Source organism: Streptomyces sp. NPDC006925 (assembly GCF_042869575.1).
Classification (GTDB): domain Bacteria; phylum Actinomycetota; class Actinomycetes; order Streptomycetales; family Streptomycetaceae; genus Streptomyces.
Genome location: NZ_JBIAGB010000020.1, coordinates 14,875 through 31,089 on the forward strand (window position 1 = coordinate 14,875; position 16,215 = coordinate 31,089).

12 protein-coding genes are annotated in these 16,215 nt (G+C 71.7%); 5 read left to right on the plus strand and 7 right to left on the minus strand.

Annotated features, from left to right (window positions below):
• The first annotated feature begins 15 nt into the window (after positions 1–15).
• From ACFYNS_RS23710 to mshC, 4 genes are all read left to right on the plus strand, one after another.
• Positions 16–720, plus strand: a complete 705-nt coding sequence (locus tag ACFYNS_RS23710) for a histidine phosphatase family protein (RefSeq protein WP_360299034.1) — start codon at positions 16–18, stop codon at positions 718–720.
• Between the two features lie 75 nt (positions 721–795).
• Complete coding sequence (locus ACFYNS_RS23715; RefSeq protein ID WP_019356417.1) at positions 796–1,386, plus strand: DUF3090 domain-containing protein; 591 nt, start codon at positions 796–798, stop codon at positions 1,384–1,386.
• Positions 1,350–2,321, plus strand: coding sequence for an SCO1664 family protein (locus ACFYNS_RS23720; protein ID WP_388604963.1), 972 nt, complete (start codon positions 1,350–1,352; stop codon positions 2,319–2,321). The genes ACFYNS_RS23715 and ACFYNS_RS23720 overlap by 37 nt, the downstream gene beginning before the upstream one ends.
• A gap of 299 nt (positions 2,322–2,620) precedes the next feature.
• Positions 2,621–3,850, plus strand: coding sequence for a cysteine--1-D-myo-inosityl 2-amino-2-deoxy-alpha-D-glucopyranoside ligase (gene mshC / locus ACFYNS_RS23725; RefSeq protein WP_388604965.1), 1,230 nt, complete (start codon positions 2,621–2,623; stop codon positions 3,848–3,850).
• A 178-nt stretch (positions 3,851–4,028) separates the two neighbouring features.
• Here mshC and ACFYNS_RS23730 read toward each other — a convergent pair whose 3' ends face one another.
• The 7 genes from ACFYNS_RS23730 to ACFYNS_RS23760 all read right to left on the minus strand — a co-directional run bounded on the left by ACFYNS_RS23730 (position 4,029) and on the right by ACFYNS_RS23760 (position 12,392).
• Entirely contained in the window at positions 4,029–5,015 is a 987-nt protein-coding gene (locus tag ACFYNS_RS23730; protein ID WP_388604967.1) for a PAC2 family protein, read from the minus strand.
• Between the two features lie 215 nt (positions 5,016–5,230).
• Entirely contained in the window at positions 5,231–5,923 is a 693-nt protein-coding gene (locus tag ACFYNS_RS23735) for a FadR/GntR family transcriptional regulator (RefSeq protein ID WP_388604969.1), read from the minus strand.
• On the minus strand, positions 5,920–7,080 hold the full coding sequence (locus ACFYNS_RS23740) for a hypothetical protein (protein WP_388604971.1): 1,161 nt from the start codon (positions 7,078–7,080) through the stop codon (positions 5,920–5,922). The genes ACFYNS_RS23735 and ACFYNS_RS23740 overlap by 4 nt, the downstream gene beginning before the upstream one ends.
• A 186-nt stretch (positions 7,081–7,266) precedes the next feature.
• Positions 7,267–8,883, minus strand: a complete 1,617-nt coding sequence (locus tag ACFYNS_RS23745; protein ID WP_388604973.1) for an FAD-dependent oxidoreductase — start codon at positions 8,881–8,883, stop codon at positions 7,267–7,269.
• A gap of 5 nt (positions 8,884–8,888) precedes the next feature.
• Positions 8,889–10,433 (minus strand): glycerol kinase GlpK, encoded by a 1,545-nt coding sequence (glpK, locus tag ACFYNS_RS23750; RefSeq protein ID WP_360295959.1) that lies wholly within the window; start codon positions 10,431–10,433, stop codon positions 8,889–8,891.
• A 49-nt stretch (positions 10,434–10,482) separates the two neighbouring features.
• Complete coding sequence (locus tag ACFYNS_RS23755) at positions 10,483–11,247, minus strand: MIP/aquaporin family protein (RefSeq protein ID WP_360295962.1); 765 nt, start codon at positions 11,245–11,247, stop codon at positions 10,483–10,485.
• Positions 11,248–11,621: 374 nt separating this feature from the next.
• Complete coding sequence (locus ACFYNS_RS23760) at positions 11,622–12,392, minus strand: IclR family transcriptional regulator (protein WP_360295965.1); 771 nt, start codon at positions 12,390–12,392, stop codon at positions 11,622–11,624.
• 243 nt (positions 12,393–12,635) lie between these two features.
• Here ACFYNS_RS23760 and metH point away from each other — a divergent pair, with 243 nt between their 5' ends.
• Positions 12,636–16,157 (plus strand): methionine synthase, encoded by a 3,522-nt coding sequence (gene metH / locus ACFYNS_RS23765; RefSeq protein ID WP_388604975.1) that lies wholly within the window; start codon positions 12,636–12,638, stop codon positions 16,155–16,157.
• The last annotated feature ends 58 nt before the right edge of the window (positions 16,158–16,215 follow it).

A 16,215-nucleotide genomic window follows, 5' to 3' on the forward strand; every position in this document is an offset into this window, starting at 1 on the left:
GCTTAGGGTTGCGGCATGCCGACGCTGATCCTCGTACGCCACGGCAGGTCCACAGCGAACACCGACGGACTGCTGGCCGGCCGCACGCCCGGAGTCGCCCTGGACGGACACGGCCAGCGGCAGGCCGCCGGTCTGCCCGACCGGCTCCGCGACCTCCCGCTGGCCGCCGCGGTCAGCAGTCCGCTGCGCCGCTGCCAGGAGACCCTCGCGCCGCTGGCCGCTGCCCGCCCCGAGTTGCCCGTGCACACCGAGGACCGCATCACCGAGTGCGACTACGGCGACTGGTCGGGCCGCAAGCTCGCCGAACTGAACGACGAGCCCCTCATGGCCACCGTCCAGGGCCACCCCTCCGCCGCCGCCTTCCCCGGCGGTGAGTCGCTGCGGGCCATGCAGGCACGGGCCGTGGACGCGGTCCGCGACTGGAACGCCCGCATCGAGGCCGAGCACGGCGCGGACGCCGTCTATCTGATGTGCTCGCACGGCGACATCATCAAGTCGATCGTCGCGGACGCGCTGGGCATGCACCTCGACCTCTTCCAGCGGATATCCGTCTCCCCCTGCTCGGCCACGGCCCTCACCTACACCCCGCTGCGCCCCTTCGTGCTGCGGCTCGGTGACACCGGGGAACTGGCCTCCCTCGCGCCACCGCAGAAGTCGGGCGGGCAGGGCGGTGCCGCGAGCGCGGGGGAGGGCGACGCGACCGTCGGCGGAAGCGCATGAGCACGATGATCGGAACGCACAGTAGGGTGCGGATGTCCGAAGCCACTCAAGCTGTCGAACCCAACGGAGCAGAACGTGTCCCGTCAGGTATTTCTGTACGATCCGCCGGACCGGTTCGTCGCCGGTACCGTCGGTCTGCCTGGCCGCCGCACCTTCTTCCTCCAAGCCAGTGCGGGGGGCCGCACCACCAGCGTGGCCCTGGAGAAGGCGCAGGTCGAAGCGCTCGCCGAACGGATCGACGAGCTGCTGGACGAGGTGGTGCGCCGCTCCGGCGGCAGCGCGCCCGTGCCTGCCGTCGCGCCCTCCGAGGTCGATGACACCGGGCCGCTGGAGAGCCCCGTCGAGGAGGAGTTCCGGGTCGGCACCATGGCCCTGGCCTGGGACGGCGACGGCGAGCGGATGGTCGTCGAGGCGCAGGCCATCGTGGAGCTGGAGCCCGGCGAGGACGAGGACCTGGCCGACGCGGAGGAGCGGCTGCTCCAGGACGACGAGAACGGGCCCCCGATGCTCCGGGTGCGGATCAGCGGGAACATGGCCCGCGCCTTCGCCAAGCGGGCGATGGAGGTCGTCAACGCGGGCCGGCCGCCGTGCCCGCTGTGCAGCCTGCCGCTCGATCCGGAGGGACACGTATGTCCGCGCCAGAACGGATACCGCCGGGGCGAATGAGCGGCACGGCACCGGCCGCCGAGGCCACCCGCGAGCTGCTCCGGCAGGGCGCGCTCACCGTGCGGGGACAGATCACTGCCGCGTCCAACACGGTGCTGTTCGGCACCGTCGAACACGCGGGGAGCAGTCTGCCCTGCGTCTACAAGCCCGTGGCCGGTGAGCGGCCGCTGTGGGACTTCCCCGACGGCAACCTCGCCCAGCGCGAGGTCGCGGCCTATGAGGTCTCCCGCGCCACCGGCTGGGATCTGATACCCGCCACCGTGCTGCGCGACGGCCCCTACGGCCCGGGTATGTGCCAGGCGTGGGTGGGCGAGCCGCCGGACGCCGCCGATCACGACGACGAGGACGCACCCTCCGCGCAGGCGGCCGGGGCCGCGCCGGGCAACGGACCGGAGAGCGGGCCGGAGGAGGAGTCGGCACCGCTGCTCGCGCTGGTCGACGGCGAGGAGCCTGGCGAGGGCTGGAAGGCGGTCGGCTTCGCGGATGTCGGCGGCGGTCGGACCGCGCTGCTCGTGCACGCAGACGACCCCCGGCTGCGCCGGCTTGCGGTGCTCGACGCCGTGCTCAACAACGGCGATCGCAAAGGCGGCCATCTGCTGCCCCGGCCCGACGGCGCGCTGTACGCCATCGACCACGGCGTCACCTTCCACGTGGACGACAAGCTGCGCACCCTGCTGTGGGGCTGGGCCGGCGAGGAGCTGACCGGCGAGGCCGTCGAGGCGCTGCGCCGGCTCTCCACCGCGCTCTGCGCCGACGCGAGCGGCCCCGCGGACGGCGCGGAGGCCGCGGAGGCTCCGCTGGCGGCGCGGCTGGCCGAGCTGCTCACCGAGGCCGAGGTGCAGGCCGTGGGCAAGCGGGTGGAGGCGCTGCTGAGCTCCGGACGGCATCCGCTGCCGAGCGGCGAGTGGCCCGCCATCCCCTGGCCACCGGTCTGACCCCCGGCCGGCCGCGCCGGGCCGGGCCGTACCGGTCCGGCCCCCGTCGCCGGGCTGCCCGCCGGGGCGTGCGTTGCCCTCCCGTTCCGGCCGCCGTCTCTTCCCCGCCCCCCGGCCCGGCGCGGGGGCCGAACGGCCGGTGGGCGCCTGCGGGCCGCTTCGGCCGAGGTCTCCCTCCACCCGCCCCCTCCGTGCCCGACCGACCCCGGACGATCGTGCGGGTTCCGCACGATCCCGTCGACCTCGAACGGCGTCCATCCGGACGGATACGGAACACCAGTCCGGGTTAGGCTCAGGGCATGCATGCCTGGCCCGCTACCGAGGTCCCCGTCCTGCCTGGACAGGGCCGCGACCTCGACATCCACGACACCGCGACCGGTGGCCGAGTGACCCTCACCCCCGGTCCTGTCGCCCGCCTCTATGTGTGTGGCATCACCCCCTACGACGCCACCCACCTCGGACACGCGGCGACCTACAACGCGTTCGACCTCGTGCAGCGCGTGTGGCTCGACACCAAGCGCCAGGTGCACTACATACAGAACGTCACCGACGTGGACGATCCACTCCTGGAACGGGCGGCCGCGACGGACATCGACTGGACGGCGCTCGCCGAGCGCGAGACCGCGCTGTTCCGCGAGGACATGACGGCCCTGCGGATGCTGCCGCCGAAGCACTACATCGGTGCCGTGGAGTCCATTCCGCACATCGTGCCGCTGGTCGAGCGGCTGCGGGACATGGGAGCCGCCTACGAACTCGACGGCGACATCTACTTCTCGGTCGAGTCCGACGCCCACTTCGGAGCCGTCTCGCACTACGACGCCGAAACGATGCGGCTGCTGTCCGCCGAGCGCGGCGGCGACCCCGAGCGCCCCGGCAAGAAGAACCCGCTCGACCCGCAGCTGTGGACGGCGGCCCGGGAGGGCGAACCCCACTGGGACGGCGGCACGCTGGGCCCCGGACGCCCAGGCTGGCACATCGAGTGCGTGGCGATCGCGCTCGAACACCTGGGCATGGGCTTCGACATCCAGGGCGGCGGGTCCGATCTGGCCTTCCCGCACCACGAGATGGGCGCCTCCCACGCGCAGGCGCTGACCGGCGAGTTCCCCTTCGCGCGCAGCTATGTGCACGCGGGGATGGTCGCTCTGAACGGCGAGAAGATGTCCAAGTCGAAGGGCAATCTCGTCTTCGTCTCGCAGCTGCGGAAGGACGGCGTCGACCCGGCCGTCATCCGGCTCACCCTGCTGGCGCACCACTACCGCGCCGACTGGGAGTACACCGACGCGGTGCTGGAGGCGGCACAGCAGCGGCTCGACCGCTGGCGTTCTGCCGTCTCGCGGCCGGACGGCCCGCCCGCCGAGGCCATGCTGGAGGCGGTGCGGACCGCGCTCGCGGACGATCTCGACACCCCCGCCGCGCTGGCCGCCGTCGACGCGTGGGCCGAGCAGCAGGCCGAGCAGGGCGGCACCGACGAGGGCGCTCCCGGACTGGTCTCCCGCACGGTCGACGCGTTGCTGGGCGTCGCGCTGTAACCGTCCCCTGTTTCCCGCCTCCCGGCCGTGTTCCGCGGCCGGGAGGCCTCTCACCCCCGGGTCCCTGCCGTCACCTCAGCACCCGGAGCCGCCGTCACCTCAATACCCGGAGCCTCGTCACCTGCGCACCCCGCGCCGCCGGGCGCGGGCAGCCCGCTCCATCGCGGCGGGCCGAGGGTCACTCGTCCTCGTCCGGCTCACCGGGTCGCGGCGGCTCGCCGCCGGGCTTGGGCGGCGGGGGAGGGGACTGGTGCCCCGGGTCCCGCAGCGAGGGGGACGTGCCGGGCGCCGAGCCGCCGTCGGCGGAGCCGGAGCCGTCGCGGTGCCGCAGGTAGCGCTCGAACTCCTTGGCGATGGCCTCTCCCGAGGCTTCCGGCAGTTCGGCGGTGTCCCGGGCCTCCTCCAGCGACTGGACGTACTCGGCCACCTCGCTGTCCTCCGCCGCGAGCTGGTCGACACCGATCTGCCAGGCCCGGGCGTCCTCGGTCAGCTCACCCATCGGGACGCGCACCCCGAGCAGGTCCTCCAGCCGGTTGAGCAGGGCGAGCGTCGCCTTGGGGTTGGGCGGCTGCGAGACGTAGTGCGGTACGGCCGCCCACAGGCTGGCCGCCGGCACGCCCGCATGGGTGCAGGCTTCCTGGAGGATGCCGACGATCCCGGTCGGGCCCTCGTAGCGGGACTCCTCCAGGTTCATCGTGCGGGCCAGATCGGAGTCCGAGGTCACGCCGGTCACCGGGACCGGCCGGGTGTGCGGAGTGTCACCGAGCAGCGAGCCCAGCACCACCACCAGCTCGACCCCCAGCTCGTGCGCGAACCCCAGGATCTCGTTGCAGAAGGAGCGCCACCGCATGCTCGGTTCGATGCCGCGTACCAGAACCAGATCGCGCCGCCTGCCCTTGCCGTCCGCGTCCTCGACCCGGACGACGGACAGCCGCGTGGTGGGCCAGGTGACCTTGCGGACACCGTCCTCCAGGAAGACCTGCGGGCGGTTCACCTGGAAGTCGTAGTAGTCCTCCGCGTCCAGCGCGCCGAACACCTCGCCCTTCCACTCCCGTTCCAGGTGCGCGACCGCGCCGGACGCGGCGTCGCCCGCGTCGTTCCACCCCTCGAACGCGGCCACCATGACTGGGTCGACCAGCTCGGGAACCCCCTCCAGCTCGATCACCCAGTGCCTCCTCAGCTCGCTGTCGCCTGCGGCCGGCGATACCGCTGCGGGCTCCGTTACCCGGACCGCCGCCGACCGTTTCGTGCGAGGCCCAGCCTACGGCGTGCCGGCATGCGACCCGCAGCCCCCGCACACCCCCGATCCGGACTCGTCGCGCGCCCGACCCGGCAGGTCCCGCGGGCGCGCCGGCCCCGGGGAGGCGGCGGTGTCCGGCGTCACAGCGCCGAGCGCAGCCACTGCTCCACGCCCGCGATGTGCACGGTCGACCAGGAGCGTGCCGCCTCCGCGTCGCCGGTACGCAGGGCCGCGAGGATCTGCCGGTGCTCGTGCAGGGTGCGGCTGACCGCGTCCTGCCGGGTCAGTCCCTGCCAGACCCGGGCCCGGGTGTGCGGGCCGGAGAGGCCGTCCAGCAGCGAACCCAGTACGGAGTTGCCGGAGGCGGCGGCGATGCGCCGGTGGAACTCCAGGTCCGCGGCGACCAGTTGCCCCACGGACGGTTCCGGAGCGGGGGCGTGCAGCTCCGACTCCAGCGCGTCCAGTTCGGACTCCAGCGCGTCCAGTTCGGCCGCCGCGATCCGGGTGCCCGCCAGCGCGGTGGCCGCCGGCTCCAGGATGCGGCGTACGGCCAGGAGTTCCAGGACGGTGTCGTCGCGGTGGAAGTCCACCACGAAGCTCATCGCCGCCAGCAGCACCTGCGGATCCAGGCTCGTCACATAGGTGCCGTCGCCTTGGCGTACGTCGAGCACCCGGATCAGTGCCAGCGCGCGGACGGCCTCTCGCAGCGAGTTGCGCGACAGGCCCAGCTCGGTGGCCAGTTCGCTCTCCCTGGGCAGGCGGTCGCCGGGGCCCAGCGCCCCTGAGACGATCATCCCCTTGATCTTCTCGATCGCCTCGTCCGTGACGGTCAACGCTGCCTCCCCTGGGCATCCGAAGTCTGTGTGTGCCGTGCTCCGGCCGGTGTCGCCGGTGTAGCCGGTGCGCCCCAGCCGCGCCGGTAGGCGCGCCAGTCCCGCTCCGTCGCCGCGAAGTCGACGTAGAGCGCGACGCCGAACCGCGCACGGTCGCGGTCCTCGCGGCCGAGCCCGAGCCGCACCCCTCGCACCGCCGCGGCCGCGGTCTCGGCCGCGGCATGATGGCCCATCTCGTCCGTGTGGTAGAAGGGCAGCCCCATCAGTACGTCCACCCGGGCGGGCGCCGCCTCCAGCGCGAGTGCTGTCTGCTGCGCCACATAGCCGCCGTACAGGCTCTCGGCGGGCAGCGCCGTGTCGTAGGACATCACCGCGATCTGGTCCACTCGCCGTGCGACCTTGCCGAAGTACTCCTGCGACCACCACTTGCCGTGTCCGAAGACGCTGCCGGAGACGTGGTGCAGCCCCGGCAGCGGGTCGATCTGGTGCGCGGCGACCGACAGCACCCCGTCGTGCGCCCGGACCGCCGGGCCCAGCCGCTCCAGCAGCCGCAGATAGCCGGCGTCCTCCGAGCGCAGCGGCTCCAGGTCGAAGTGCACCCCGTCGAAGCCCGCCGCCAGCACCTGCCGGGCGCTCGCCACCACCGCGCGCCGCGTCTTCGGGTCGGCGGTGCGCAGGCCGCCCTCCGCGTCCGGGCCGTAGGCGAGCCGGTCCCCGAGCCATGCCTGGACCCGCACTCCGGGCAGTTCCCGCTCGACGGCCTTCAGCAGCCACTCCGCACGCGGGTACCGGTTCTTCGGCAGCGAGCCGTCGTGCGCCAGCGGCCCGGTGTGGACGTACAGGTCGCGGATGCCGGTACCCGCCGTCCGCCGCTTGAGCGCCGCGAGGTCCGCCTCGTCCCGGCGCCCGTCCACCCAGGCGTGGCCCAGCCACAGCGCGTCCCGGCCCCGGGAGCGCGCTTCGGCGGACACCTCTCCCGCGTAGCAGGCGCGGAGCGCCGCCGCCGCGCCCGCGGTCGGCAGGACGAGGAGGACCACGAGCGCCAGTACCGTCCACCCTGCTGCCCGCCGTGCCCGGGTGCGTCCCGGCATCCGCAGGCGGCGGCGCGGGGGTCTCGCCGCGGGCGTCCCGCTGCCCGCGTTCGTCTCGCCTTTCATGCGGAGGACAGTGTCACGTAGCGCCGCGCGAACGGGCGGTGGGAACCCGCTCGTTACGAACTTGCCGAACTGGTGATCCAATACGTACAACGTCACGGGACCCGGTGCGGATCGCACCCGGACAGCAGCACGGGGGCGTACGCCGTCGAACGGCGTACGCCCCCGATCGGTGCGCTCGGCGCGGTGTCAGCCGCGCTGCTCGAGCAGCTCCTCGATCCGGCCGCGGACCTTCTCGTCGTCCAGGCCGCGGATGGTCAGGGTGGTGCGGCGGCGCGCCACGTCGTCCACCGTCTCGGCCCACTCGTGGTCGCGTGCGTAGACCACCTGGGCCCAGATCTCCGGGCCGTCGGGGTGGATGCGCTCGCCCAGCGACGGGTCCTCGTTGACCAGCCGGGCGATGTCGAAGGAGAGCGAACCGTAGTGCGTGGCCAGCTGACGGGCAGTCAGCGGATCCATCCGCACGCCCGGCTCCCGGTCCACCAGCAGCCGGTGCGCGACCGCGTTCGGGTTCGCGATCCCCGGCAGCGGCGTCCGCCGCACCAGGTCCTTGACCGGGACCGTGCTCTCCATGGACGCGGCGAGCGCCCCACCGGGCAGCTTCTCCAGCTTGTCCATCACCGTGCGGCCGATGTGCCGGTAGGTGGTCCACTTGCCGCCCGCGACCGACAGCATCCCGCCCCGGCCCTCGGTGACGACGGTCTCCCGCTTGGCCGACTCCACGCCGCCGGGGCCGCCGGGCAGCACCCGCAGCCCGGCGAAGGCGTAGGTCATCAGGTCGCGGTCCAGATCGGCGTCCCGCACCGAGAAGGCGGCCTCGTCCAGGATCTGCTGGATGTCGGCCTCGGTGGCCCGCACGTCGGCCGGGTCGCCGGTGTACTCCTCGTCCGTGGTGCCCAGCAGGAGCTGGTCCTCCCACGGCAGCGCGAAGGTGATGCGGTACTTGTCGATGGGGGTGGCCATCGCCGCGCCCCACGGCGACTTCCGCTTGAGGACCAGGTGCGCACCCTTGGACAGCCTGATCGAGGGCGCCGCGCCGCTGTCCTCCATCGTCCTGAGGTGGTCCACCCACGGGCCGGTCGCGTTCAGCACCAGCCGCGCGTCCACGCCGAACTCGGCACCGTCGGTCCGGTCCCGCAGCTCGGCTCCGGTGACCCGGCCGCGGGTGAAGCGCAGCCCGGTGACCTCCGCGTGGTTGAGGACCACGGCGCCCGACTCCACGGCCGCGCGGACGGTCATCACGGCCATCCGCGAGTCGTTCATCTGGTGGTCGCCGTAGACCGCGACCGCCTTGAGGTTGTCGGTGCGCAGCGCCGGGTTGTCGGCGGCGGCCTTCGCCGGGGAGATCACCCGGCCGACGCCGTCGCCGAAGGCGGACAGTGCCGAGTAGGCGAAGACGCCCGCGCCGAGCTTGGTGGCGCCGTGCGGGCCGCCCTTGTAGACGGGCAGGTAGAAGGTGAGCGGGTTGACCAGGTGCGGGGCCACGTCCTTGGCCAGTACCCGCCGCTCGTGGTGGTTCTCCGCGACGAGCTTGACCGCGCCGGTCTGCAGGTAGCGCAGACCGCCGTGCACCAGCTTCGAGGACGCGGAGGAGGTGGCGCCGGCGAAGTCGCCGGCGTCCACCATGGCCACCCGCAGTCCCGACTGCGCCGCATGCCAGGCGACCGAGGTGCCCAGGATGCCGCCGCCGATGACCAGGAGGTCGCACGTCGCGTTCGCGAGCAGCCCTCTGGTCTCTGCGCGGCCAGGGTTGCTGCCGGCAGTCGGGTGCGTCCCGAGGGTGGGGACGCTCTGCGAGGTGTTCATCGCTCTCAGTTCTCCTCTTCGATCCAGCCCATGGTCCGCTCCACGGCCTTGAGCCAGTTCCGGTATTCCCGCTCACGCGTCTCTGCGTCCATGCGGGGGGTCCATTCCGCGGCGCGCTTCCAGTTGGCCCGCAGCTCGTCGGTGCCCGACCAGAAGCCGACGGCCAGACCGGCCGCGTACGCCGCGCCGAGGCAGGTGGTCTCGGCGACCATCGGGCGCACGACGGGCGCGTCCAGGACGTCCGAGATGGTCTGCATCAGCAGGTTGTTGGCGGTCATGCCGCCGTCCACCTTCAGCGCGGCCAGCTCGACGTCCGAGTCCTTCTGCATCGCGTCGACGATCTCCCGGGTCTGCCAGGCCGTCGCCTCCAGCACCGCGCGGGCCAGGTGCGCCTTGGTGACGTAGCGGGTCAGGCCCGCGATGACACCGCGTGCGTCCGAGCGCCAGTACGGGGCGAACAGGCCGGAGAACGCCGGGACGAAGTAGGCGCCGCCGTTGTCCTCGACGGAGCTGGCCAGGGTCTCGATCTCCGCCGCGCTGTTGATCAGCCCCATCTGGTCGCGCATCCACTGCACCAGCGAACCGGTGACCGCGATGGAGCCCTCCAGCGCGAAGACCGGCTGCTGGTCGCCGATCCGGTAGCCGACCGTGGTGAGCAGGCCGTTGTAGGAGTTGACCGGCTCGTGCCCGGTGTTCATCAGCAGGAAGGTGCCGGTGCCGTAGGTCGACTTGGCCTCGCCCTGCTCGAAGCAGGTCTGGCCGAACAGCGCCGCCTGCTGGTCGCCCAGCGCGGAGGCGACGGGCAGCCCCGCCAGCTCGCCGGTGGCCTCGCCGTACACCTCGGAGGACGAGCGGATCTCGGGCAGCACCGCCATCGGGATGCCGATGGACGCGCAGATCTTCTCGTCCCACGCCATGGTGTGCAGGTTCATCAGCATGGTGCGGGAGGCGTTGGTGACGTCGGTGACGTGCTTGCCGCCGTCCGGGCCGCCGGTGAGGTTCCAGATGACCCAGGAGTCCATGGTGCCGAAGAGGATCTCGCCGTTCTCGGCACGCTCGCGCAGGCCGTCGACGTTGTCCAGCAGCCAGCGGATCTTCGGGCCGGCGAAGTACGCGGCCAGTGGCAGGCCCGTCTCGCGGCGGAACCGGTCCTGGCCGACATTGCGGCCCAGCTCCTTGCAGAGCGCGTCGGTGCGAGTGTCCTGCCAGACGATGGCGTTGTGCACCGGCTTGCCGGTGGCCTTCTCCCACAGGATCGTCGTCTCGCGCTGGTTGGTGATGCCCAGGGCCAGCACGTCGTCCTTGGTGACGCCGGCCTTCTCCAGCGCGCCCTTGACCACCTGCTGGACGTTGGTCCAGATCTCGGCGCCGTCGTGCTCGACCCAGCCCGGCTTCGGCAGGATCTGCTCGTGCTCCTTCTGGTCGACCGCGACGATGCGGCCGTCCTTGTCGAAGACGATGCAGCGGCTGGAGGTGGTGCCCTGGTCGATCGCGGCTATGAAGGGCCCGCCGCCGTGCGCGGAGGCGTGGGTGCTGTGGGTCTCGCTCATGGTGTGTGTGCTCCCTTGCGTCATCGGGTCGTCTCGGCGGCGGGGCGTGCTAGGCCCATGCGAGGTTGTAGAGCCCCGCGGCGATGGCGGCGCCGGCCAGCGGCCCCACCACCGGGACCCAGGCGTAGCTCCAGTCGCTGCCGCCCTTGTTCGGCAGCGGCAGCACCGCGTGGGCCAGCCGGGGACCGAGGTCACGGGCCGGGTTGATGGCGTAGCCCGTGGGCCCGCCGAGCGAGAGACCGATACCGACGACGACCAGTGCGGTGATCAAGGCGCCCATCCTGCCGAGGCCGATGGTGCCGTCGGCGTCCTTGACCAGGCCCTGGGTGAGGATCGCGAAGATCAGCACGAAGGTGGCGATGACCTCGGTGAGGAAGTTCAGCAGGCCGTTGCGCACCTCGGGGGAGGTGAAGAAGACGCCGTGCACGGGGCCGGGGTTCGCGTGCTTCATCTCGACCATGTCCGGCTCGCGGAGCGTGGCCTGGAACTGGCTGTAGTAGGCGACCCACACCAGTACGGCGCCCAGGATGGCGCCCAGCAGTTCGCTGCCCATGTAGAGCGGGACGTCGCTCCAGGGGGTGTCGCCCTTGATGGCGAGCGCCAGGGTGACCGCCGGGTTGAGGTGGGCGCCGGACGGCTGGGCGATGTAGGCACCGGTGAGCACCCCGAAGCCCCAGCCGAAGGCGATGGCGACCCAGCCGGCCGCGAACGCCTTCGAGCGCTTGAGATTGACTGCGGCGACCACGCCGCCACCGAGGAGGATCAGCACCATCGTGCCGGTGACCTCACTCGTGAAGATGTCGAGGCTGGACACCCGCGACTCCTTTGTCCTTGTCCATGGGGGCACCTCCCGGCCGGAGGCCGAGGGGATGGGCGGACCGGTTGATGATCGTCCGGTGTTCGACAATGTCGACCGCCGAACGGCAACTTTTCTCCTTCGTAAGAGTCCCGTCAAGGGGCTGTGACCGATGACTCCTGGCTGTCATCCTGCGGCCACGCAGCGGTGGCGGCACCTCGGGAGGGCCAGACGGTGCGCGAGGCCCTCCGGGCGGCTCAGGGCGGTTGGCGGCGAGGCATTTCGAGACCGTTCCGAGGCTCTTCCGAGTCCTTTCCGAGTCCTTTCCGGGGGCCTTTCCGGGGCCTTTCTGGAGCTCTCCTCCCGGAGTCCTTCCGGGGCCCCGCCGGGGCTCAGAACCGCAGCGCCCCCAGATCCCGGGAGACCGCCCGCGCCGTGTCCCGCACGGCCGCCACCAGCCGCGGAAGCAGCTCCTCGCCCTCGCCCTCGCACACCCGCTCCACGGCCCCGGTGATCCCCACCGCGCCCACCGGCATCCGGCGCCGGTCGTGGATCGGCGCGGCCACCGAGGCGAGGCCGTCCCAGGTCTCCTCGACGTCCGCCGCCCAGCCGCGCGCCCGGACGGTCTCCAGCAGCGTCTCGAACCGGTCCTCGCCGGTGATCGTGCGCTCGGTGAAGTCCGTCCGCCGCCCGTCCAGCGCCTCGCTGTGCGCCACCGGGTCGAACGCGCACAGCACCTTGCCCAGGGCCGTGCTGTGCAGCGGCTGCATGGCGCCGACCTCCAGCACCTGGCGGCTGTCGTCCGGCCGGAAGACGTGGTGCACGATGAGCACGCCCTGCTGGTGGAGCACGCCCAGATAGACGCTCTCCCCGCTGGAGCGGGCCAGGTCGTCCGTCCACACCAGGGCGCGGGCCCGCAGCTCGTGCACGTCCAGGTAGCTGTTGCCCAGACGCAGCAGTTCGGCCCCGAGCTGGTAGCGGCCCGTGACCGCCTCCTGTTCCACGAAGCCCTCCTGCTGGAGGGTGCGCAGCAGCCCGTGCGCCGTACCCTTGGCCAGGTCGAGCGCCGAGGCGATCTCGGAGAGTCCGAGCCGCCGCTCGCCGCCCGCCAGCAGCCGCAGTACGGCCGCCGCTCGTTCCAGCGACTGGATGGTCCGGGCCATCGGTCCTCCCTGACCTGCTGCCTTGAGATTCGACATGCCGATTCGACGCCGATTCGACAATGTCGAACGGTATCGCTTGATGTCGACGCGACGGTAGTCGGGATCGAGCCCGGATCGAGCGCCGGAGTGTCCGATGGTCGGAATGTCGACCTGCGCTCTTGCGTCCGCCCGCTACGCTGACCGGGTGCGCTGCCTCACCGGCGCGCAAAGCCGACAGCCGTCGCAACCCAGGGAGCCTCTTCCATGGCCTCGTCGCCGAGCAGCACGTCCGCAACTCCGTCCCCCACCCGGGCCGAGGCGCTCCGCAGCGCACTCGCCTCGCGCGTGGTCGTCGCCGACGGAGCGATGGGGACGATGATCCAGGCGCAGGATCCGACGCTGGAGGATTTCGAACAGCTCGAGGGCTGCAACGAGATCTTGAACGTGACCCGCCCCGACATCATCCGCGCGGTCCACCAGGAGTACTTCGCCGCGGGCGTGGACTGCGTGGAGACCAACACCTTCGGCGCCAACCACGCGGCGCTGGGGGAGTACGACATCACCGAGCGCATCTTCGAACTGTCCGAGACCGGCGTGCGCATCGCCCGCGACGTCGCCGAGGAGTTCGAGTCCGGAGACGGGCGGATGCGCTGGGTCCTGGGCTCCATGGGCCCGGGCACCAAACTGCCGACCCTCGGCCACGCCCCCTACACCACCCTGCGGGACGCCTACCAGCAGAACGCGGAGGGCATGATCGCCGGTGGCGCCGACGCGCTGCTGGTGGAGACCACCCAGGACCTGCTCCAGACCAAGGCCGCCGTCATCGGCGCCCGCCGCGGCATGGAGGCGGTCGGCGCCGACCTGCCGCTGCTGTGCTCGGTCACGGTGGAGACGACCGGCACGATGCTGCTCGGCTCCGAGATCGCCGCGGCGCTCGCGGCCCTGGAGCCGCTGGGCATCGACATGATCGGGCTGAACTGCGCCACCGGCCCCGCCGAGATGAGCGAGCATCTGCGCTATCTGGCCCAGCACTCCCGCGTCCCGCTCTCCTGCATGCCGAACGCCGGCCTGCCGGTGCTGGGCAAGGACGGCGCCAGCTATCCGCTCACCCCCGAGGAGCTGGCGGACGCGCACGACACCTTCGTGGGCGACTACGGCCTGTCCCTGGTGGGCGGCTGCTGCGGCACCACACCCGAGCACCTGCGCCAGCTGGTGGAGCGGGTGCGCGGCCGCGAGCCCGCCGCACGCACCCCGCAGCCGGAGCCGGCCGCCGCCTCGCTGTACCAGGCGGTCCCCTTCCGCCAGGACACCTCGTACATGGCCATCGGGGAGCGGACCAACGCCAACGGTTCGAAGAAGTTCCGCGAGGCGATGCTGGAGGCGCGCTGGGACGACTGCGTCGAGCTGGCCCGGGAGCAGATCCGCGAGGGCGCCCACATGCTCGACCTGTGCGTCGACTACGTCGGCCGGGACGGCGTCGCGGACATGACCGAGCTGGCGGGACGGCTGGCCACCGCCTCCACGCTGCCGATCGTGCTGGACTCGACGGAGATCGACGTCATCCAGGCCGGTCTGGAGAAGCTGGGCGGCCGCGCCGTCATCAACTCCGTCAACTACGAGGACGGCGACGGCCCCGAGTCCCGGTTCGCGAAGGTCACCAAGCTGGCCGCCGAGCACGGGGCGGCGCTGATCGCGCTGACCATCGACGAGGAGGGCCAGGCCCGCACCGCCGAGCACAAGGTCGCCATCGCCGAACGCCTCATCGCGGACCTGACCGGCAACTACGGCATCCACGAGTCGGACATCCTCATCGACGTCCTCACCTTCACCATCTGCACCGGCCAGGAGGAGTCCCGCAAGGACGGCATCAACACGATCGAGGCCATCCGGCTTCTCAAGCACAAGCACCCCGACGTGCAGACCGTGCTGGGCCTGTCGAACATCTCCTTCGGCCTGAACCCGGCCGCCCGGATCGTGCTCAACTCCGTCTTCCTCGACGAGTGCGTCAAGGCGGGGCTGGACTCCGCGATCGTGCACGCCAGCAAGATCCTGCCGATCGCCCGCTTCGACGAGGAGCAGGTGACCGTTGCCCGCGACCTGGTCTACGACCGGCGCAGCGAGGGGTACGACCCGCTGCAGAAGCTGATGGAGCTGTTCGAGGGCGCCACGGCCAAGTCGATGAAGGCCGGGAAGGCCGAGGAGCTGGCCGCCCTCCCGCTGGAGGAGCGCCTCCAGCGGCGCATCATCGACGGCGAGCGCAACGGGCTGGAGGCGGACCTGGACGCCGCGCTGGAGGAGCGCCCGGCGCTCGCCATCGTCAACGACACGCTGCTGGCGGGCATGAAGGTCGTCGGTGAGCTGTTCGGCTCCGGACAGATGCAGCTGCCGTTCGTGCTGCAGTCGGCCGAGGTGATGAAGGCCGCCGTGGCCCACCTCGAACCGCACATGGAGAAGTCCGAGGACGAAGCGGGCAAGGGCACGATCGTGCTGGCCACGGTCCGCGGCGACGTCCACGACATCGGCAAGAACCTGGTCGACATCATCCTGTCCAACAACGGCTACCAGGTGGTCAACCTCGGCATCAAGCAGCCGGTGAGCGCCATCCTGGACGCCGCGGCCGAGCACCGGGCCGACGTGATCGGCATGTCCGGGCTGCTGGTGAAGTCCACGGTGATCATGAAGGAGAACCTGGAGGAGCTCAACCAGCGCAAGATGTCCTCCGACTTCCCCGTCATCCTCGGCGGTGCCGCGCTCACCCGGGCCTATGTCGAGCAGGACCTGCACGAGATCTACGAGGGCGAGGTCCGCTACGCCAAGGACGCCTTCGAGGGGCTGAGCCTCATGGACGCCCTGATGGACGTCAAGCGCGGCGTGCCGGGTGCCGAGCTGCCCGCGCTCAAGCAGCGCCGGGTGCCCAAGCGGGACCTCGACATCCCCGAGCCGGAGGAGAACGACGGCTCCGTCCGCTCCGACGTGGCCGTCGACAATCCCGTCCCCGAGCCGCCCTTCTGGGGCACCCGCGTGATCAAGGGCCTGCGGCAGCAGGACTACGCGTCCTGGCTGGACGAGGGTGCCCTCTTCAAGGGCCAGTGGGGGCTCAAGGAGTCCCGCAAGGGCGACGGGCCGTCCTACGAGGAGCTGGTGGAGACCGAGGGTCGCCCCCGGCTGCGGGGCTGGCTGGAGCGGCTGCAGACGGAGAACCTGCTGGAGGCGTCCGCCGTCTACGGCTACTTCCCCTGCTACTCCAAGGGCGACGACCTGATCCTGCTCGACGAGCAGGGCAATGAGCGCACCCGCTTCACCTTCCCCCGGCAGCGGCGCGGCCGTCGGCTGTGCCTGGCGGACTTCTTCCGTCCGGAGGACTCCGGCGAGACGGACGTGGTCGGGCTGCAGGTGGTCACCGTCGGTTCCAGGATCGGCGAGAAGACGGCCGAGCTGTTCGCGGGCGACGCTTACCGCGACTACCTGGAGTTGCATGGCCTCTCCGTCCAGCTGGCCGAGGCGCTCGCCGAGTACTGGCACGCCCGGGTCCGCAGCGAGCTGGGCTTCTCGGGCGAGGACCCCGACCAGATGCAGGGCATGTTCGATCTGAAGTACCGGGGAGCGCGGTTCTCGCTGGGCTACGGCGCCTGCCCGAACCTGGAGGACCGCGCCAAGATCGCTGAGCTGCTGCGGCCGGAGCGGATCGGCGTCGAGCTCTCCGAGGAGTTCCAGCTCCACCCCGAGCAGTCGACCGACGCCATCGTGCTGCACCACCCCGAGGCGAAGTATTTCAACGCCCGATGAGGGCACAGGTCATATACTGATCGGTCCGGTACAGGCCGGTCGTCCGCTTCCGCCGGAA